At 51.4% G+C, this 21,245-nt stretch carries 13 protein-coding genes; 10 read left to right on the forward strand and 3 right to left on the reverse strand.

Annotated elements, in window-relative coordinates; all coding sequences use genetic code 11:
- Window positions 1-447: 447 nt before the first annotated feature.
- Genes ACQKDS_RS09680 through rcsB form a run of 4 tightly spaced genes read left to right on the forward strand, consistent with a single transcriptional unit; the run spans window position 448 to window position 5,430 of the window.
- Entirely contained in the window at window positions 448-852 is a 405-nt protein-coding gene (locus ACQKDS_RS09680; protein WP_399669744.1) for a DUF4186 domain-containing protein, read from the forward strand.
- A gap of 54 nt (window positions 853-906) precedes the next feature.
- Entirely contained in the window at window positions 907-2,061 is a 1,155-nt protein-coding gene (locus tag ACQKDS_RS09685) for an MFS transporter (RefSeq protein ID WP_399669741.1), read from the forward strand.
- Window positions 2,062-2,081: 20 nt separating this feature from the next.
- A complete protein-coding gene (gene rcsD / locus ACQKDS_RS09690; RefSeq protein WP_399669738.1) occupies window positions 2,082-4,787 on the forward strand; it encodes a phosphotransferase RcsD in 2,706 nt (901 codons plus the stop codon).
- Window positions 4,780-5,430 (forward strand): response regulator transcription factor RcsB, encoded by a 651-nt coding sequence (gene rcsB, locus ACQKDS_RS09695; protein WP_399669735.1) that lies wholly within the window; start codon window positions 4,780-4,782, stop codon window positions 5,428-5,430. Before rcsD ends, rcsB begins: the two co-directional genes overlap by 8 nt.
- 49 nt (window positions 5,431-5,479) lie before the next feature.
- Here the strand turns inward: rcsB and rcsC are convergent, their stop codons facing one another.
- Window positions 5,480-8,341 (reverse strand): two-component system sensor histidine kinase RcsC, encoded by a 2,862-nt coding sequence (rcsC, locus tag ACQKDS_RS09700; protein WP_399669732.1) that lies wholly within the window; start codon window positions 8,339-8,341, stop codon window positions 5,480-5,482.
- 174 nt (window positions 8,342-8,515) lie between these two features.
- A complete protein-coding gene (gene gyrA / locus ACQKDS_RS09705) occupies window positions 8,516-11,158 on the reverse strand; it encodes a DNA topoisomerase (ATP-hydrolyzing) subunit A (protein ID WP_427622614.1) in 2,643 nt (880 codons plus the stop codon).
- Window positions 11,159-11,371: 213 nt separating this feature from the next.
- On the opposite strand from gyrA, the gene ubiG reads away from it, so the two are divergent.
- The 4 genes from ubiG to yfaE all read left to right on the forward strand — a co-directional run bounded on the left by ubiG (window position 11,372) and on the right by yfaE (window position 16,447).
- Entirely contained in the window at window positions 11,372-12,100 is a 729-nt protein-coding gene (ubiG, locus tag ACQKDS_RS09710; protein WP_399669727.1) for a bifunctional 2-polyprenyl-6-hydroxyphenol methylase/3-demethylubiquinol 3-O-methyltransferase UbiG, read from the forward strand.
- A 564-nt stretch (window positions 12,101-12,664) separates the two neighbouring features.
- Window positions 12,665-14,953: a class 1a ribonucleoside-diphosphate reductase subunit alpha gene (nrdA, locus tag ACQKDS_RS09715; RefSeq protein ID WP_399669724.1), complete on the forward strand. Its 2,289-nt coding sequence runs from the start codon at window positions 12,665-12,667 to the stop codon at window positions 14,951-14,953.
- A gap of 101 nt (window positions 14,954-15,054) precedes the next feature.
- A complete protein-coding gene (gene nrdB / locus ACQKDS_RS09720; protein ID WP_399669721.1) occupies window positions 15,055-16,185 on the forward strand; it encodes a class Ia ribonucleoside-diphosphate reductase subunit beta in 1,131 nt (376 codons plus the stop codon).
- A 1-nt stretch (window position 16,186) separates the two neighbouring features.
- Entirely contained in the window at window positions 16,187-16,447 is a 261-nt protein-coding gene (yfaE, locus tag ACQKDS_RS09725; RefSeq protein WP_399669718.1) for a class I ribonucleotide reductase maintenance protein YfaE, read from the forward strand.
- A gap of 108 nt (window positions 16,448-16,555) precedes the next feature.
- Here yfaE and ACQKDS_RS09730 read toward each other — a convergent pair whose 3' ends face one another.
- Window positions 16,556-17,752 (reverse strand): nicotinamide mononucleotide deamidase-related protein YfaY, encoded by a 1,197-nt coding sequence (locus tag ACQKDS_RS09730; RefSeq protein ID WP_399669715.1) that lies wholly within the window; start codon window positions 17,750-17,752, stop codon window positions 16,556-16,558.
- Between the two features lie 244 nt (window positions 17,753-17,996).
- Here ACQKDS_RS09730 and tyrP point away from each other — a divergent pair, with 244 nt between their 5' ends.
- Both tyrP and katA read left to right on the forward strand, forming a co-directional pair.
- Window positions 17,997-19,205 carry a tyrosine transporter TyrP gene (gene tyrP, locus ACQKDS_RS09735; protein ID WP_399669712.1) on the forward strand — a complete coding sequence of 403 codons (1,209 nt, stop codon included), beginning with the start codon at window positions 17,997-17,999 and terminating at the stop codon, window positions 19,203-19,205.
- Between the two features lie 426 nt (window positions 19,206-19,631).
- Entirely contained in the window at window positions 19,632-21,068 is a 1,437-nt protein-coding gene (gene katA / locus ACQKDS_RS09740) for a catalase KatA (RefSeq protein WP_399669709.1), read from the forward strand.
- Window positions 21,069-21,245 lie beyond the last annotated feature (177 nt).

Raw genomic sequence — 21,245 nt, forward strand, 5'->3', positions numbered from 1 at the left:
CGGTTGGCAATGAGTCGTTTTATTATCGAGTTCGGTGACCGCTTAGACGGTCATCTTTAATACGTTGGCAGTTACACAGAATTATGGACAGGCTCTAATACTCGCGCTATCATCATTATTTTCATTATTACCTTCATTATCGTAATGATAATATCTGTAGTTTACAGCCGGCCTTTTGGCCGGTTTTTTTATTTTTGCGTGTTTCAAAAACATCTTGATAGGTAAATGCCCACTAAAAAATAGTCACCCTTAGTGATAATTTATCGCCATCTGCTTACGCACTGCTCATCTCAATAAGTGTTATTTATCTTGCAACTTACTTCTATACAAACCATTAACTTTATCCACTCATACCGACCGCAACGCCGATTAAAGCAGCCACGTTCGTCCTCGCTAACGCAATCTGTTATTCTTTACGTGATTCATTCCCTTGGGTAGGAAAACCGCATGACTTCCCAACTCGAAAACCAATGGCAACGGCTACAAACTTCGCCGTTCCGCGCCAAGTTTCGCCTTAACGCAAAAGATCGGCTCTACCTCCATAATAAAGGCTTATCACTTATCCTCGATCACGCCCGCGATTTTATCGATCAACGCTTGGCACCCGCATGGCCTAAAAACGACGGCAAACAAACGCCGATGCGCGGCCATCCCGTGTTTGTCGCCCAGCATGCCACCGCGACCTGCTGTCGCGGCTGCCTTGCGAAATGGCATTCGATTGCCCCCGGAGAGGCATTGAGCGAGCCACAACGTGACTATATTGTGCAACTGATTGCCCTGTGGCTGGTGCGTAAAGCGGGGGCGTCGACAGAGCAACGCGCGAATCCCTTCGACCCAGATCACGCTTTATGATAAAAACAGTGCACAATTCTGGCCGAACATTCTTTAACTGATCGTAATGCCCACATGACATCCATTTTATGCACTGAACAGCGAAAACCTGGCCTTCCAGAACAGGTGGCTACACGTACGGTATTTTTCGTCGCGGGCCTCGCTATGGCGGCTTGGGCTCCGCTCGTTCCCTTTGCCAAGACCCGACTAAACTTGGATGACGGTTCGCTCGGCTTATTATTATTGTGTATCGGTGCCGGTTCAATGTTGGCGATGCCGTTGACCGGTTTTTTGACCGGCAAGTTTGGTTGTCGTCAGGTTATTTTGCTGGCTGGGCTACTGCTTTGTATCGATCTGCCGCTATTAGCTATGATGGATACGACAACCAGCATGGCACTAGCGCTGCTGTTGTTTGGTGCAGCATTGGGCATGATTGACGTCGCGATGAACATTCAAGCGGTGATAGTTGAACGAGCCAGCGGCCGTGCCATGATGTCCGGTTTCCACGGATTTTTCAGCATCGGCGGCATTGCCGGTGCCGGTGGCGTCAGCGCCCTCATGTGGCTGGGGCTGAGTCCACTGGTCGCAACGCTGGTGACACTATTCGCCATTGTGCTGTTATTAGGGGTATCCGCTAACAATCTGTTGCGCGACAGCGGCGCAGAAGAAGGTGGCCCAATGTTCGTGCTGCCACGCGGTTGGGTGATGTTTATCGGCACACTGTGCTTTATTATGTTCTTAGCCGAAGGTTCCATGCTGGACTGGAGCGCGCTGTTTCTCACTACGCTGCACCATGTCGAACCTAGCCAAGCTGGGTTGGGTTACGCACTGTTTTCAATAACCATGACGCTAGGCCGCCTGAATGGGGATAGACTGATCAACGCGCTTGGCCGCTATAAAGTTTTGCTGGCAGGTAGCCTATGTGCCGCACTGGGTTTAGCGCTTGCCATAGTCTGTAACGACGCACTGCTGGCAATGGCAGGCTTTATGCTCGTCGGTCTTGGGGCCTCTAATGTGGTGCCTATCCTGTTCAGCGCCGCAGGCAATCAACGCGACATGCCAGCCAATCTGGCCATTGCTTCCGTCACCACCGTCGGCTACGCCGGTATCCTTGCCGGGCCTGCGCTGATCGGCCTTATCGCTCAATTATCCAGCCTGACGATTGCCTTTGGTTGTGTGGCCGTGCTGCTGTTGTTAGTTGCAGCCAGCGCCAGAGCCGTAACACGCTAATTTAGGACGTATTGTCGATTATGCAAACTAAACAACTGACCATCAGTTCAAGCAATATTTCCCGCTATTTTTTAGCGTTTATCGTATTAATTGTTGTCGGCCTCGGCCTCTATGGCTACAACTATACCAATGCCTATCTGACCGAAAAAAAATATGCGTTAAACACGGTTGCCCACAGTCTGCAAAAGCGTATTGATAACTATCGTTATCTTACCGATCAGATTTACGACCGTTTCGGCAACACGCAACCTCAGCCGACCGATCCCACGTTACGAGAAACCCGCCTACGCCCAGATGTCTACTACGTGGAAAAGCCGCATAAGAAGACCGATGCGGTGATTTTTGGTAATCATGAAAGTAATACATTGGCGATGATCGCCAACATTTCGGAATATCTAGACAGCCATTGGGGCGCAAAGACCGAAAACTACGCCATGTATTATCTGAATGGTCAGGATAACAGTCTGAGCTTAGTGACCACACAGCCGCTCAAAGAACTGACCTCACGCTTTCGTGATAACTACCTAACCAACTCGGCGGAAGATCGTCGGGCTGAAATGCTGCAACAGGCGAATATGCTGGATGAGCGTGAAAGCTTCTCCGCACTGCGAAAACAACGGTTCCAAAATACGTATTCATTTTCCATTCGTACCACGTTCAACCAACCTGGCCATTTAGCCACGGTTATTGCGTTTGACCTACCGTTTAACGATCTCATTCCGTTCAATATGGCACGCGCCAACTTTGTGTTGTTAGCGAATCAAGACGCGGCTCTGGACGATGATGGTGTACTCAAAGATGTCGCTAGCACCACGCACGCCACGTTATCAGGAAGCAGTCTCGAAATCAGCGCTAACCTGCCCAATGCGCCGCTGAAAGTCATGTTCCGCGTTTCCGTATTTAATTTAATCCTAGATTTACTACGCAACAATATGTGGTTGTTGGTGGTCAATCTACTGCTGCTCACGCTATCGCTCATCGGTGTTTATTTTATCCGGCACCAATATATTCAACCCAGCGAAAACCTAGCGGTAGAGTTAGATGCCGAACGCCTGTTGAATAAGGAAATCATTGCTAGCCTGCCCTCCGGTTTGTTGGTGTATAACTTTGCTCGCAACACCGTCATCGCCAGCAACAAGATTGCCGAACACCTGTTGCCACACCTCAGTCTGCAAAAAATTGCCCATATGGCCGAACAACATCATGGTGTGATCCAGGCCACGGTGAATAATGAAGTCTATGAAATACGTATTTTCCGCAGCCATATATCACCAGAAACCTACCTCTTTCTGCTGAACGATCAGGATAAAGAAATGGTAGTGAATAAACGTCTGCAACAGGCTCGGCGCGAATACGACAAGAATGTGCAGGCACGTAAACTGATGCTGCATAACCTCGGTATTGAGCTCAATCAACCCATTGGTCATATTCACAGTCTTGCCGATCGTCTCCGCACCCAGCCCGATCGGCAGCAACAGCAAACGTTATTGGAACAACTTGTTACTGAATCAGATTCGGTGCTGGGCTTGATCGATAACATTACTCTGCTTACCCGCCTGGAAACGCAAGACTGGCAACCCTCCCGTCAGACGTTCTCTCCTGCGGCATTGGTCGATGAATTGCTCAAAGAAATGTTGCCCGCCATCAATCAAAAAGGGCTGACATTATTCAATCATTATCAGCTCGATATCAGTCAGAATTACATTGGCGACGCCAACGCATTGCGTAAGGTGCTGTCATTATTGTTGCGCTACGCCATCATCAGCACCGCCTATGGCAAAATTTCGATGATGATCGATCACGAGACGGATCGCCCCGATCGCTTGGTGTTCCACATTAACGATACCGGCGCAGGTATCTCTAACGAGGAGATCAGTAATCTAAACTATCCGTTCCTCAGCCAAACGTTGGTCGATCGCTTCGATCATGGCTCCGGTTTGACCTTCTTTTTATGTAATCAATTATGCAAAAAGCTGGGTGGCCAGTTGGATATCCGTAGCAAGGTTGATATCGGGACTCGCTACACCATTCATGTGCCACTGGAAATTGAGCAACAGGAAGAAGAACAACAAGAGAAGTTACTGGATGGCGTTACCGCGCTGCTCGACATCACCTCGGAACAGGTTCGCGGCATCGTTACCCACCAGCTCCAGTCCTATGGTGCCAGTTGCATCATTGCTGAAGACAGCCAGATCAAACGTGACTATGACGTTTTACTGACCGACAACCCACAACGTGCGGACGATTACACCCTGTTACTGGCCAGCGACGAAGCGGGCTGGCAACAACTCGACAAACGTTACATCCGAGTAAATTATAATCTTGCCAGCGCGATGATTGACGCCATGCTCATGCTCATCGAGCAACAAATAACCGCACTGGATCAGGCAGAAAGCCCGGACTTACTCACCAACGATGAGTTCCAACTGTATGAAAAACAATTGAAATCAAGTGATTACTATGACCTGTTTATTGAGACAGTACCCGCCGATGTCAAAAAACTGTATACTGAGGCGGGCCATGGTGATTTTGATGCTTTATCCCAAACCGCACACCGCTTGAAAGGGGTGTTTGCGATGTTAAATTTGCTTCCCGGCAAGCAACTGTGTGAATCGTTAGAACAGCACATCGCAGACGGTGATGCGCTTAAGATTGAGAACAACATCAGTCAGATTGATTTTTTCATCAGTAGACTGCTGCAGCAAGGTAGCCAACCACATGAATAACCTGAACGTAATTATTGCTGATGACCATCCTATCGTACTGTTTGGCATCCGGAAGTCACTCGAGCAAATAGAATGGGTGAATGTCGTTGGGGAGTTTGAAGACTCAACAGCACTGATCAACAGCTTATCCAAGCTCGACGCCAACGTGCTGGTCACCGACCTCTCCATGCCCGGAGATAAATATGGCGACGGCATAACGCTGATTAAATATATCAAGCGCCATTATCCTCAGCTTTCTATCATCGTTCTGACCATGAACAACAACCCGGCGATTCTCAGCGCCGTGTTAGATCTGGATATTGAAGGCATCGTGCTGAAACAAGGCGCGCCAACTGACCTGCCAAAGGCGTTGGCCGCTCTGCAAAAAGGCAAAAAGTTCACGCCAGAGAGCGTGTCTAAGCTGTTGGAAAAAATCAGCGCCAGCGGTTATGGTGATAAACGTCTGTCACCAAAAGAAAGTGAAGTGCTGCGCCTGTTCGCTGAAGGCTTCTTGGTGACCGAGATCGCCAAAAAGCTGAACCGCAGTATCAAAACCATCAGCAGCCAAAAGAAATCGGCCATGATGAAGCTCGGCGTTGATAACGACATCGCCCTACTCAACTATTTGTCCTCCGTCAGCATGACGCCGTTGGACAAAGACTAGTCAACATTCCACAGGGGCCAACCGGCCCCTGTTCTATTCTACTTATCCGTTAAGCCTGCTGGTTATTTTTACGCACCCGAGCTGAATACACCGCCAACGCATGCTCTAAGGTCTCCAAGGTAACGGGCTTCGAAAGACAGTTATCCATCCCCGCCTCAATACAGCGTTGCTTCTCTTCTGCCAGTGCGTTCGCCGTGACGCCAATAACCGGTGATGTAAAGCTCATTTGCCGCAACCGCTGCGTTAGTCGGTAACCATCCATATTTGGCATGTTGACGTCGGTGAGAACGATATCAACCGGGTTATGATTGAGGACGCCCAACGCATCAACACCATCGTTAGCCGTGATCACCTGATAGCCAAGCGATGTCAGTTGATCGGATAACAGCCGTCGGTTAATCGGATGATCGTCCACCACTAACAAACGAATATCACTATGGCTAACCGCGCTGGTTTTCGCTGGCTGCGGCAATGGCATCAGCGACTTGGTATGATCATCGTCCCCCCCCAATAACCGATTAAGCAAGGTGAGGGTTTCGCGCGGTGTCGAGGTACTGTGCATCCAATAACCTGGCCGCGTTTCAAACGATGGTCCAATATGCTCAATCGAGAACTGCACCTGCGCTAACACGGGTGTATTCACCTGTCGTGCATAATCACTCAGCAATATATCTTCTTCTGTCGTTTCTTGCCCGTGATAACGCGTTACCGTCGCCCCATAACCACTCAGGATCGCCATCAGGTAAGTTTCCAACCGCTGATTACGAATATCCAGCCAAAGGGTTCGCCCGTGCCAGGTATCACTGGCTTGTAACATCGGGAATTGCGCACTGAACACGGGAATGCGAACCGTAAACAGACTGCCTAAACCCGGCTCCGATTCCACAGCAATGTCACCGTCCATCATGTTGATCAGCTTTTCGCAAATCGCTAACCCTAATCCCGTACCTTGGAAGTGACGCTGCACGCCAGTACCCACCTGGAAAAATGGATCAAACAGGCGAGCTACTTCCTTCTCCGGGATGCCCACGCCGGTATCGCGTACGCTAAATTCCAGATAACCGCCGTGGGTGCGTACTTGTAAGATGATGCAGCCCGTATCGGTGAATTTAATCGCATTGTTCAACAAATTGGACAGCACTTGCTGCAAGCGCACCGGATCGCCAGAAATGCGCTCAGGTACATTCTGCTCAATATAACAGTACAGGCCGAGACGCTTTTTCACCACCAGCGGCAAATAGTTACCGGCAATATGGGTGATCACTTCCAAACATGAAAACTCGCGCGGCTCGATCTTTAACTGCTCAGATTCAATTTTCGAAAAATCCAGAATATCGCTGATGATTTTCAATAACAGACTGGAGGAGTTATTCATCGCGTTAACCAGCCGTTCAACCCCTTCCGGCAAGGTTTTGGTTTGCAACAGATCAAGGTTGCCGATAATGCCATACAACGGCGTACGCAATTCGTGGCTGACGGTCGCCAGGAACATCGATTTCGACTGGCTTGCCTGTTCGGCCGCCGCCGCCATCTCTTGTAGCGACTCCTCCATCTTCACCCGCGCACTGACATCGACCAACACGCAAATGGCTACGTCTTCGTTACGATAGCGGGAATGCACGAAGCTGATTTGCAAGTTGTTGTTATTACTCGTCATGACATCAACAAAATTGACCTGCTGTTCGCAAATAATACGCGTGATACGTTCGCGGTCCTCATGCGTCAGTAGGTTGATATAGTTATGTGCCAACTCATTACTCAGAATATTGGTGCCGTCGCTGATGCGCAGAATCAGGATCCCAACCGGTGCCGAAGCGACAATCTTGCGGTTGAATTGTTCGTGCTCTTCAAGCCGGAAAGCATTGTTCTCCGCAGGCAAAAACATTTTTCGCTCAAATAGCCAGGCCAAGGTAAACAAAACAATCGCTGACAACAGGTTAAGCAACACCGCATTGAGGATTAACATCTTGAAGCGCTCGGCTACGTTCTTGACCGGCAGCGCGTAAACAATACTCAGCGACGACGGCGGCAATGCTTTTTTCATGATCAAATCATGATAGCTGTCGACATAGCCGAAATAGGCGTGTTTTTCAGGATAGTTATCAAGCACAGACGTATGCCGATCGCCATCCCCCAACCGCAGCAACGGCTGATTATTTTCATCTAATAACATCACGCTAATCGGCAAATTACCTTGCGTGACAAAATCTTCTAATCGAATGGTTTGCTCAATCCCCAGCAACGCTTCCAGCTTGTTGCCAATATAAATGGGTGTCAGGACATACAAATAACCCACATCCTGACGCTGTTGGCTGGGCATTACCCAATAGATATTGCTGTCTTTATCCTGATTTTTGCCATTGCGGTATGTCAAAATACGCTCGTGTAATGGCTTCAACACGTTGTCACGATCGCTGACGCCGTTGCTTTTACCAAACTCGGCAATGCACAAACTATCGCCGTCGATATAAAAAACGCGGTTCAGATCGTACGCGGCAACAAAGTTATCTTTCCAATATTGAATCAAACCGCTGAGGGAATTGAGCGAACTGCGGTGGGGATTATTCAGCGCACAGTTGGATTCAGGGTACAGTGGCGAAAATTCTGGCTGTATCGTTTTACTTGGGAACACGCCGCTGAACAGCTCCAAACTACTGACCGCGCTATTCAGACGATTTTCTGCCATATATTTAATATCACGAATGATATCTGAGGAATGACGTATGTATCCCTGCGCCTGATCGAAGTTAAGATTATATTCCTGCCGCAGATCAGATTCTTTTTGGTGTAGGATATTAAGAATGTAAAACAGGGTGAGCAGTGCACCAAGCGACCACAACATAATCGCCAGCACCCGGAAAAGGTAGCGGGAAATTTTTAACGTGGTACGGAAAGAGGCTAAATATTTCAATCTGTTACCATACGAAAGTGAGTGGTGGTAGGCGCATTTATCGCAGACTGTGCCCGGTTGTTAAGCCCGGTAAATTAAACCATATCTTTGAAAAAGGGCCTAGCATCGCTGCTAAGCCCTTTACTGTTCGATGATGCAGAGCGACGGGCAACCGCCGCACATCAAAAAACGCGATTATGCGTTTTCATTATCCGCATCGTCGACAACATCACCGTCTTCGCTATCGTCCAACGGTGCGGCCTCTTCCAACGCCTCACCCGGTTCGATGCTATCCAGCTCTTCGTCTTCAACCGGCTCTGCAACGCGCTGTAGCCCAACCACGTTCTCGTCTTCCGCGGTACGAATGAGCGTGACACCTTGGGTATTACGCCCCACCACGCTGACTTCCGACACCCGCGTGCGCACCAAGGTGCCGGCATCCGTGATCATCATGATCTGGTCGGTGGTTTCCACCTGTACCGCACCGACAACCTGACCATTTCGCTCGCTCACCTTGATGGAGATAACCCCTTGGGTGGCACGTGATTTGGTCGGATATTCGGTCACGGCAGTCCGTTTACCGTAGCCGTTTTGCGTCACGGTAAGGATGTCACCTTCGCCACGCGGCACGATCAGGGACACAACACGATCGCCTTCGCCCAGATTGATACCGCGCACGCCGGTAGCAGTACGGCCCATCGAACGCACCTGCGACTCAATGAAGCGCACCACTTTACCGTTGGCGGAGAACAACATCACTTCGTTGCTGCCGTCGGTCAGATCAACACCAATCAGCTCATCGCCCTCATTGAGATTCACGGCGATAATGCCCGCACTGCGTGGGCGACTGAACTCGGTCAACGCGGTTTTCTTCACGGTACCGCTCGCGGTCGCCATAAACACATGGCGCCCTTCTTCATACTCACGAACCGGCAGAATGGCAGTGATACGCTCATTCGCTTCCAACGGCAACAGGTTGACGATTGGACGGCCACGCGCACCACGGCTGGCTTCTGGCAGCTGATAAACCTTCATCCAGTACAAACGCCCCCGGCTAGAGAAGCACAGGATGGTATCATGGGTGTTAGCGACCAACAGGCGATCGATAAAGTCTTCTTCTTTAATACGTGCAGCGGATTTGCCTTTCCCGCCACGGCGTTGCGCTTCATAATCGGTCAGCGGCTGGTACTTGACATAGCCCTGATGCGACAAGGTCACCACAACGTCTTCTTGGTTGATCAAGTCTTCGATGTTGATGTCGGAAGAGTTAGCCGTGATCTCAGTGCGGCGTTTGTCACCAAACTGATCGCGCACCGCTTCAAGCTCTTCACGGATCACTTCCATCAGACGATCCGGGCTTTCAAGGATAAAGATCAGCTCAGCGATCACGTTCAGCAGTTCTTTATATTCCTCCAGCAGCTTCTCGTGCTCCAGCCCCGTCAGTTTCTGCAAACGCAGATCCAAAATGGCCTGAGCTTGCTGCTCGGTCAGGTAATATTTGCCGTCACGGATACCGAATTCTGGCTCTAACCACTCTGGGCGTGCAGCATCGTCACCGGCACGTTCCAGCATCGCGCTCACGTTACCCAGCGCCCACGCCTGCGCAACCAACGCAACTTTCGCTTCCGCAGGCGTCGGTGCACGGCGAATCAACTCGATAATTGGATCGATGTTGGCCAATGCGATAGCTAACGCTTCCAGAATGTGCGCACGGTCACGTGCTTTACGCAGTTCAAAGATGGTACGGCGTGTTACCACTTCACGGCGGTGGCGCACAAAGGCTTGCAGAATGTCTTTCAGGTTCAGCAGTTTTGGCTGCCCCTGATGCAGTGCCACCATGTTGATGCCGAAGGTAACCTGCAATTGCGTCAGTGAGTACAGGTTGTTGAGCACCACTTCACCCACCGCATCACGCTTCACTTCAATCACGATGCGCATGCCGTCTTTATCAGACTCATCACGCAATGCGCTGATACCTTCTACGCGTTTTTCTTTTACCAGCTCGGCGATCTTTTCGATCAACCGCGCTTTGTTCACCTGATACGGGATTTCGTGAACGATAATGGTTTCACGGCCGGTTTTGGCGTCAGCCTCGACTTCGGCACGGGCGCGGATATACACCTTGCCTCGCCCCGTGCGATAGGCTTCCTCAATGCCTCTACGGCCATTGATGATAGCGGCGGTCGGGAAGTCCGGCCCCGGAATGTGCTCCATCAGCCCTTCAATGCTGATGTTTTCATCATCAATATAGGCCAAGCAGCCGCTGATCACTTCAGACAGGTTGTGTGGCGGGATGTTGGTCGCCATACCGACGGCAATACCGGAAGACCCGTTGACCAGCAGGTTAGGGATCTTGGTTGGCATGACAGCAGGGATCTGCTCGGTGCCGTCGTAGTTAGGCACGAAGTCGACGGTTTCTTTTTCCAGATCCGCCAGCAATTCGTGTGCAATTTTGGACATGCGCACTTCGGTATAACGCATCGCCGCGGCGGAATCGCCATCGACAGAACCGAAGTTACCCTGACCGTCCACCAGCATGTAGCGCAGCGAAAACGGTTGAGCCATACGCACGATGGTGTCGTAAACTGCGCTATCACCATGTGGGTGATATTTACCGATCACGTCCCCGACGACACGGGCGGATTTTTTATAGGGTTTATTCCAGTCGTTACCCAGTACATTCATCGCGTACAACACGCGGCGGTGCACCGGCTTCAGTCCATCACGAACATCTGGCAACGCACGCCCGACAATAACGGACATGGCATAATCCAGATACGAGCTTTTCAGCTCTTCTTCGATGTTTACCGGTGTGATTTCTCTGGCAAGGTCGCTCATGGAGCTGCTATCCCTCATACTGAATGATTCATCTGCCCTGGCATAGTGCCAAAGGTGTAAAACTATATCACAACGCAGGCTTTGCGGGAAAATAACCGGCAGAGTTTGCTGGAATTTGTGCTTCACCGCGCGCTAAAAATGCCTCGGTTGCAGCAGCGCCCTGCGGTAACATGTATAATCCGCCGCAAAGAGAACCAGGAGCTAAACACGCCCATGAATGCAGAATCATCCAGCCGCGCGCAAAACGTAGACCATCAGGAAATCGCCAAATTTGAGGCCGTCGCCTCGCGCTGGTGGGATCTGGAAGGTGAGTTCAAACCGCTGCATCGGATTAACCCACTGCGCCTGAATTATATCATGCAACGCGCCGGTGGCATCTTTGATAAAAATGTGCTCGATGTCGGCTGCGGCGGCGGCATTCTGGCGGAAAGTATGGCGCGTGAAGGCGCACAGGTCACCGGGTTGGATATGGGGGCAGAACCCTTACAGGTGGCGCGTTTGCATGCGTTAGAAAGCGGTATCCAGGTCACTTACGTTCAAGAAACGGTGGAAAGCCACGTCCACGCTCATCCGCAGCAATACGATGTTGTGACCTGCATGGAAATGTTGGAACACGTCCCCGATCCGGCCTCGGTGGTTCGCGCCTGCGCGCATTTGGTCAAACCGGGCGGTCATGTGTTCTTCTCGACCATTAACCGCAATACCAAAGCCTGGCTGATGGCCGTGGTCGGTGCCGAATATATCTTGAAGATGGTTCCGCAAGGCACCCACGACCACAAAAAGTTCATCAAACCGTCCGAACTGATCGGTTGGGTTGATGGCACGGCGTTACGCGAAAAGCACATGATTGGCCTGCATTACAACCCGATCACCGATCATTTTAAGCTTGGCCGCAACGTTGATGTGAACTACATGGTGCACACACAACACGAAGGTGAATAAATCGTAGCTGATGTCTGCGTCGGGGCGTGGCTCGCCGCGCCCGTTTACACCGGCATTCGTTAGCCGCAATCTGAAGATACAGGCCGACAAGCTCAACCTATGCTGACGTTGCCATGCACTCTAGGTAAGCCTCTCGCTCTGTGCAGGGTTTCATCTGTTCGCATCGGGTAAGCAGAAGGCCGTTAGAAAACAGCGAGTTTTTGCGGGTTCGATCAATAAACAGCATGTAAACGGTTTTTAAGAATATTAAATCCGATCAATATACCGTTTTTTTCTAACGTTTAAGAAATCGGCAATCGATCACTTTTTTACGAATTTGAGGAAAATCTTATCCCGCATATTGACAAACTTACGGGGCCAGACGCAGCGCGCACTGCGAACAGACAACCACATTTCACCCCCAAGTTATCCACAAAATCATGCCATTTTGTTCACTTGCAAACACCTCACTTTATCACTATCTTGTTACCCCATTGACACACACCCCCTATATATAGTGTTTACATACTGAGCAGAGCGACTACACTTCTGCTTAGGACACTATACGGACAGGTATAACCGCACATGAACCAAAGTCTACTTGTAACTAAACGCGATGGCCGTAAAGAACGCATCAACCTCGACAAAATCCACCGGGTCATCGACTGGGCCGCAGAAGGTTTACACAACGTCTCGGTATCTCAAGTAGAGTTGCGTTCGCATATCCAGTTTTATGACGGTATCAAAACCGCCGATATCCATGAAACCATCATCAAAGCCGCCGCCGATCTGATCTCACGCGATGCGCCAGACTATCAATATCTGGCTGCCCGCTTGGCTATCTTCCATCTGCGTAAAAAAGCTTATGGCCAGTTCGAGCCGCCAAAGCTGCATGAGCATGTGGTTCGCATGGTTGAGATGGGTAAATACGATAAGCATCTGCTGGAAGATTACACCGCTGAAGAGTTCGAGCAGATGGACGCCTTTATCGATCACTGGCGTGATATGAACTTCTCCTATGCGGCGGTCAAGCAGTTAGAAGGGAAATATCTGGTACAGAACCGTGTGAACGGCGACATCTACGAGAGCGCACAGTTCTTGTATATCTTGGTTGCCGCGTGCCTGTTCTCTAACTATCCGCGTGAAACCCGTCTGGATTACGTTAAACGTTTCTACGACGCGATTTCCACCTTCAAAATTTCTCTGCCTACGCCAATTATGTCTGGCGTGCGCACCCCTACCCGCCAGTTCAGTTCATGTGTACTGATCGAATGCGGTGACAGCCTGGACTCGATCAACGCGACCTCCAGCGCGATTGTGAAATACGTCTCTCAACGCGCCGGCATCGGCATCAACGCCGGCCGCATTCGTGCACTAGGTAGCCCAATCCGGGGTGGTGAAGCCTTCCACACCGGCTGTATCCCGTTTTACAAGCATTTCCAAACCGCGGTGAAGTCCTGTTCACAAGGCGGCGTACGTGGCGGTGCGGCTACCCTGTTCTACCCTATGTGGCATTTGGAAGTAGAAAGCCTGCTGGTATTGAAGAATAACCGTGGTGTGGAAGGCAACCGCGTCCGCCACATGGACTACGGCGTCCAGTTGAACCGCCTGATGTACCAACGTCTGATCAAAGGCGGTGACATCACGCTGTTCAGCCCGTCCGATGCGCCGGGATTGTACGATGCGTTCTTCGCCGATCAGGACGAATTCGAACGGCTGTACACCCAATACGAACAAGACAGCAGCATCCGCCAAAAACGCGTGAAAGCGGTTGAGTTGTTCTCATTGATGATGCAGGAACGCGCCTCTACTGGCCGTATCTACATTCAAAACGTCGATCACTGCAACACGCATAGCCCGTTCGATCCGCAGATCGCACCGGTTCGTCAATCCAATCTGTGCCTTGAAATCGCCTTGCCGACCAAGCCGCTAAACGATGTCAATGACGAAAACGGTGAGATAGCGTTGTGTACGCTGTCTGCCTTCAACTTAGGCGCCATCGATAGCCTGGATGATTTGGAAGAGTTGGCAACCTTGGCGGTGCGTGCACTTGACGCCCTGTTGGATTATCAAGATTACCCAATCAACGCCGCTCAACGTGGCGCGATGGGGCGTCGCACGTTAGGTATTGGCGTCATTAACTTTGCTTACTATCTGGCGAAGCACGGCGTGCGTTACTCTGATGGCAGCGCCAATAATCTGACCCACAAGACCTTCGAAGCCATTCAGTATTACCTGCTGAAAGCCTCTAACCGTCTGGCTCAGGAACAAGGCGCATGCCCGTGGTTCAACGAAACCACCTACGCACAGGGTATTTTGCCGATCGATACCTACAAGAAAGATTTGGATGTCATCTGCCAAGAGCCGTTGCATTACGATTGGGAAACGCTGCGTCAAGAAATTCAGGAAACCGGCCTGCGCAATTCCACCCTGTCTGCGCTGATGCCTTCGGAAACCTCCTCGCAGATTTCCAACGCGACTAACGGCATTGAGCCACCGCGCGGCCACATCAGTATCAAAGCGTCTAAAGACGGTATCTTGCGCCAAGTGGTGCCGGAGTACGAGCGTCTGAAAGACGCCTACGAACTGCTGTGGGACATGCCAAACAATGACGGTTACTTGCAGTTGGTTGGCCTGATGCAGAAATTTATCGATCAATCGATCTCGGCGAATACCAACTACGACCCAAATCGTTTCACGGGTGGCAAAGTGCCAATGAAGCAACTGCTGAAAGATCTGCTGACCACCTATAAATTTGGTGTCAAAACGCTGTACTACCAAAACACCCGTGACGGTGCTGAGGACGTTCAGGAAGATATGCTGCCTGCGAAAGGCGGTGATGACGACTGCGAAAGCGGCGCCTGCAAAATTTAAGTTTCAATACTGAGGGCCGCATCTCGGCCCTTACACTGTTTACCGCGTAGCAGCCGGAGTAATCCGGCTCACCGCTGGGTGGTATCAAAGGACTCAGGCTTATGGCTTACACCACTTTCTCTCAGAACAAAAACGATCAGCTACTCGAACCGATGTTCTTCGGCCAGTCAGTCAATGTGGCACGCTTCGATCAACAGAAATATGAAATCTTCGAAAAGTTGATCGAAAAACAGCTCTCCTTTTTCTGGCGTCCAGAAGAAGTTGACGTTTCACGCGATCGCATCGACTATCAGGCGCTGCCGGAACATGAAAAACATATTTTCATCAGCAACCTGAAGTATCAGACCTTGCTGGATTCGATCCAAGGCCGCAGCCCGAACGTCGCTCTGCTGCCGCTGATTTCGATCCCCGAGCTGGAAACCTGGATTGAAACCTGGTCATTCTCTGAGACCATTCACTCACGCTCTTACACGCATATTATTCGTAATATCGTGAACGATCCGGCGCTGGTATTTGACGACATCGTCACCAACGAAGAGATCAAAAAGCGTGCAAAAGACATCTCAAGCTACTACGACAGTCTGATTGAGATGACCAGCTATTATCATCTGCTGGGCGAAGGCACGCATCAGGTTAACGGTAAAACCATCACCGTCAGCCTGCGCGCGCTGAAAAAGCAGCTTTATCTATGCCTGATGAGCGTTAACGCACTGGAAGCGATCCGCTTCTACGTCAGTTTCGCCTGTTCGTTCGCCTTTGCTGAACGTGAGTTGATGGAAGGCAATGCCAAAATCATCAAACTCATCGCGCGTGACGAAGCGCTGCATCTGACCGGGACGCAGCACATGCTAAACCTGATGCGCTCAGGCGCGGATGACCCGGAAATGGCCGAGATTGCCGTCGAGTGTCAGCAACAATGTTACGATCTGTTTGTCTTGGCAGCCCAGCAGGAAAAAGAATGGGCAGAATATCTGTTCAGCAACGGCTCAATGATCGGCCTGAACAAAGATATTCTGTGTCAATATGTGGAATACATCACCAATATCCGCATGCAAGCGGTTGGGCTGGGCTCACCGTTTAAAACCCGCTCTAACCCAATCCCATGGATCAACGCGTGGCTGGTTTCTGATAACGTGCAAGTGGCACCGCAAGAAGTAGAAGTCAGTTCCTACTTGGTCGGCCAAATCGATTCAGAAATCAATGCCGACGACCTGAGCGATTTCGAGCTGTAATATGGCGATGCCAACCGTGACGCTGCGAACTTCAGGTACGCAGCTCGCTTGCCAGGAAAATGAAAGCTGCCTGCTCGACGTGCTGGAGTTACACGACGTGCAGGTAGAGTACCAATGCCGCTCCGGTTACTGCGGCGCCTGCCGTTTGAAACTGTTGGAAGGTGAAGTGGTGTATCGTCAACAGCCGCTGGCGTTTATCAATGACGGCGAGATCCTGCCTTGCTGCTGCATGCCACATACCGATATTGAGCTGGAATTGTAAGCCAAGCGGGGCGTCCCGCTTGGCTAATCACACCGGCGGTGTCAGTCCACCGGATACAGTGCCAGCCAGCCATAACATGCATCGCACATTCCCCACTTACCGCCTTTGCTACTCAATAATCTCAACAATCTCCAACCAACGATTCTTGCCACAGACGGGCTCGCTATTTAACCAACGTCGCAACATATCAAGCGCCAGCATCGCCACCGATTCCTGCCTCAGTCGCAGGCCATGGCGTGCCGCGCAATAACGCACCGTCTGCCCTATGCCACCTTTCGGCGTATGTAACGCGATACTGACTTGATCATCGCTCATCGCGCTGACCGCCAGTGCCAAGTGCGCCCCCGTCAACTCCGCCAGCGACCGCGCACGTATCAGCGTGGTTTCCAGTGTCTCCAGGCAGTGTGATGGCAGCAGTTCCCCCCCCGCCAATGGCGCGGCCTCGCTCTGAAGCTGCACATTGATCAGCCCGGCGCTAAACTGCTCGCTCAGCGCCAACTTCATTCCCCGTTGATGCAAACGCTGCGCCAGCATCGCTGGCAGGCCTACCGTCCCCTCAAAAATCGTGTTGTCACCGGCCACCTGCCGCACACGTTCCCACGCTTGCTCCATCGCCGCACGCTGTGAAACCGGCCCGGTGAGTTTGAGCTCGATAATGGGGCTAGATGAGCGATACCCCAACACCACGCCCGACGGCAACGGCATACCGTCTAACTCAGCGGCCAAACCGCTCTCAGAACAGCCAAAAGTGGTCAGACGCAAGCACAATGGCGGCTCCGGCAGGGGAAACCGCTGGCGTAAACGCGGCATGATTTGCTGTTCAACCATCACTTTGAATTCCGATGGCACGCCGGGCGTGAAGAACATCAGGCATTTATTGAGTTGCAGCATGAACCCGCAGGCGGTCCCCACCGTGTTATCAATCAGTTCCGCATTAGCCGGAATTTGCGCCTGTTTACGGTTAGAGGCTGCCATCGGGCGGTTATACCTGGCAAAGTAAGCCTCCATACGGGTTATCCATGCAGCATGTTCAACCAACTCCACACCACACGCCGTAGCCGCCGCCAGCGCGCTGAGATCGTCACTGGTTGGCCCCAGACCGCCATTAACAATCAATACATCCGCAATGTGGCTGCGCTCTTTCAGCGTTTCAATCAGGGCAAAGAGATTGTCCCCTACCGTTTCCCGTCCACTCATCGGTAAACCTTGCTGAAACAGATAATCCGCTAACCAAGCGGCATTAGTATCAATAATTTGCCCATGTAGCACTTCATCACCGGTACTAAGCATCTCGACCCGTAACATTGATCTCTCCCACATATTTTGGTCATTCCACTATAGAAGCCTGTAAACAACTTTTCACTATGGGTTGCCGACTTATGATGCAACAACGCATTTTTTTGTGGCAGTGTGCTGCACATCAAGGTGTAAATATTAATATACACTCATCGTAACGGATGTTTGACAGAAAATTGCGGTTCAACTATCCTGCTGCACTCAGAAATCGTTACCTATAATTTCTCAAAATCATTGGCTGGTAGAGAAAAACGTGAAAAATCGCACGCTTGGCAGTGTTTTTATCGTGGCAGGCACCACCATTGGTGCAGGAATGTTAGCTATGCCGTTGGCAGCGGCGGGCATTGGCTTTGGCGTCACCCTGATGTTACTGGTCGGGCTATGGCTGCTGATGTGTTATACCGCTTTGCTGCTGGTGGAGGTTTACCAGCATGAGCAGGCGGATACCGGCCTTGGCACGCTGGCGAAACGCTATCTCGGCGGTGGCGGGCAATGGCTGACCAGTTTTAGCATGATGTTCCTGATGTACGCTCTGACTGCCGCCTACATCAGTGGCGCCGGCGAACTGCTTTCCGTCAGTATCAGTCAATGGACAACACAGGCGTTCCCAACCTCATTCGGGGTGTTGTTGTTCACTTTCGTCGCAGGCGGCATAGTCTGCATCGGCACACATTCGGTCGATCTGTTTAACCGTATCCTGTTTAGCGCTAAGATCATCTTTCTCATCGTTATGCTTGGTTTGATGCTACCAAACATTCATCAAACTAACCTGTTGACCTTGCCTTTGGAGCAAGGGCTGGCGTTATCGGCCATCCCGGTGATTTTTACCTCATTTGGTTTCCACGGCAGCGTACCGAGCATCGTTAATTACATGAACGGCAATATCCGCAAGCTACGCTGGGTATTTATCATCGGCAGCGCAATCCCGCTGGTCGCCTATATTTTCTGGCAACTGGCAACCTTAGGCAGCATCAACTCCACCACCTTTGTCGGCATCCTGGCACAGCAGGCGGGGCTGAACGGTTTATTACAGGCAGTACGCGATGTGGTCGCAACGCCGCATGTTGAGCTGGCAGTCCATCTGTTTGCCGATCTGGCGCTGGCGACCTCATTCCTGGGCGTATCCCTTGGCCTGTTCGACTTTATGGCTGATCTGTGCAAACGCCAGAACAACGCACGCGGTCGTCTGCAAACCGGTTTGATGACCTTTATCCCGCCGTTGGTGTTTGCCCTGTTTTACCCACGCGGGTTTGTCTTAGCGCTGGGCTTTGCCGCCATCGCCTTGTCGGTACTGGCTCTGTTGCTTCCGGCTTTACTGGTATGGAAAACCCGTCGCCAACATCAGGCGCAGTATCGCGTTTGGGGGGGCACACCCGCGCTGGCGCTGGTATTTGTCTGCGGGATCGTCGTTATTGCCATTCAACTCGGTATCGCCAGTGGCATGTTGCCGTCGGTAGGCTAAGCGCAATCCTCTGAGTGCTGGATCGGTCGGGGGCGCGCCTGCGAGTCCCCGACCAATATGTTTGGCGGTGCGGCAAGCCATTGCTTCTGGCGCTATAGGTATTTTTTTAGCGTCACCGACGTCGCCATCCCTACGTGGGGTGTTTATTCGTACTTTTGCTGTCGTTGCCAATTTCGTCACCCTGACTCATTACGATTGCAACCCCTAAATCCCCTCAATTCTCAGTAAACTGTAAAGAGTTAACACACCCACCGCCACAGTATCGCAGCGATAACTTATACCTATTTGCGACAGCCGAATAATAGCGCTACAACTAATAATGGCTTTGACAGAGCGTGAGGGATGACTCCCTCCGCAGGGACGTTGAAACGCCCAGTCACCCGAGTATGAGCTGTCACCATTCACTGTTGTACCTTAAAGGAGCACATGATGAGCAAGAAAGGATTGACGACCGCGGCTGGGGCGCCGGTTGTAGATAATAATAATGTCATTACCGCAGGCAAACGCGGCCCGATGCTGCTTCAGGACGTTTGGTTCCTAGAAAAATTGGCTCACTTTGACCGCGAAGTGATCCCAGAGCGCCGCATGCACGCCAAAGGTTCTGGCGCTTATGGCACCTTCACCGTCACCCACGATATTACACAATACACCCGCGCTAAGATCTTCTCCGAGATCGGTAAACAGACTGACATGTTTGTGCGTTTCTCTACCGTTGCGGGCGAACGCGGTGCCGCAGATGCCGAACGTGACATACGCGGCTTTGCAATGAAGTTTTACACTGAAGAAGGTAATTGGGATCTGGTCGGTAACGACACGCCGGTATTTTATCTGCGCGACCCGCTGAAATTCCCCGACCTCAACCATGTCGTTAAACGCGACCCACGCACCAACCTGCGTAACCCAGTCTATAAATGGGATTTCTTCTCGCATCTGCCAGAATCGCTGCATCAATTAACCATCGACTTCAGCGATCGTGGTCTGCCAAAATCTTATCGCCATATGCACGGCTTCGGCAGCCACACCTTCAGCTTCATCAACGCCAATAACCAACGCTTCTGGGTTAAATTCCACTTCCGTTGCCAGCAGGGTATTGAGAACCTGATGGATCATGAAGCCGAAGCGATCGTTGCCAAAGACCGTGAAAGCTCGCAGCGCGATCTGTATGACGCCATCGAACGTGGCGATTTCCCCCGCTGGAATCTACAAATACAGGTCATGCCCGAAGACGAGGCTTCGCAAACCCCGTATAACCCGTTTGATCTGACCAAGGTTTGGCCGCATGCAGACTATCCGCTGATCGATGTCGGCTACTTTGAACTGAATCGCAACCCGGATAACTATTTCTCTGAAGTGGAACAAGTGGCAATGAATCCGGCCAATGTGGTGCCGGGCATCAGTTTCTCACCGGACAAAATGCTACAAGGCCGCTTATTCTCCTACGGCGATGCGCACCGCTATCGCTTAGGCGTCAACCATCATCAGATTCCGGTCAATGGGGCAAAATGCCCGTTCCACAATTACCACCGCGATGGCGCCATGCGCGTGGACGGTAACAGCGGCAACGGTGCAACCTATGAGCCTAATAGCTTCGGCGTCTTCCAGGAGCAACCCGACTTTAGCGAGCCGCCGTTGAGCATTGAAGGCGCTGCCGACCACTGGAATCACCGCGAGGACGACGATTACTACAGCCAACCGCGGGCGCTGTTTGAGCTGCTCAGTGATGAAGAGCATCAGCGTATGTTTGAGCGTATCGCTGGCGAATTGTCACAGGTGCCAGAAGCGATCCAACGCCGTCAGATTGAACTGTTCACCCAGGTTCATCCGAAATACGGTGCCGGTGTGGCCAAGGCGCTGGGCCTATAATTAGCCGTAAACCTGTTTTAAGGGACGCCGTAGGCGCCCCTTAGACAGCTGACAAAACCTGTGATTAGGGAACGCGTGCCGAAGGGGGTAGCGGATTGCCGCCGGAGCGCCAGGCCCAAGTATCGCAGGTTCTAAGACAACGTGGTCATCAACCTCAGGGGCATCAGAGCGCCCCTA

The sequence above is a fragment of the Serratia sp. NPDC078593 genome, assembly GCF_050268245.1.
Classification (GTDB): domain Bacteria; phylum Pseudomonadota; class Gammaproteobacteria; order Enterobacterales; family Enterobacteriaceae; genus JBNNGK01.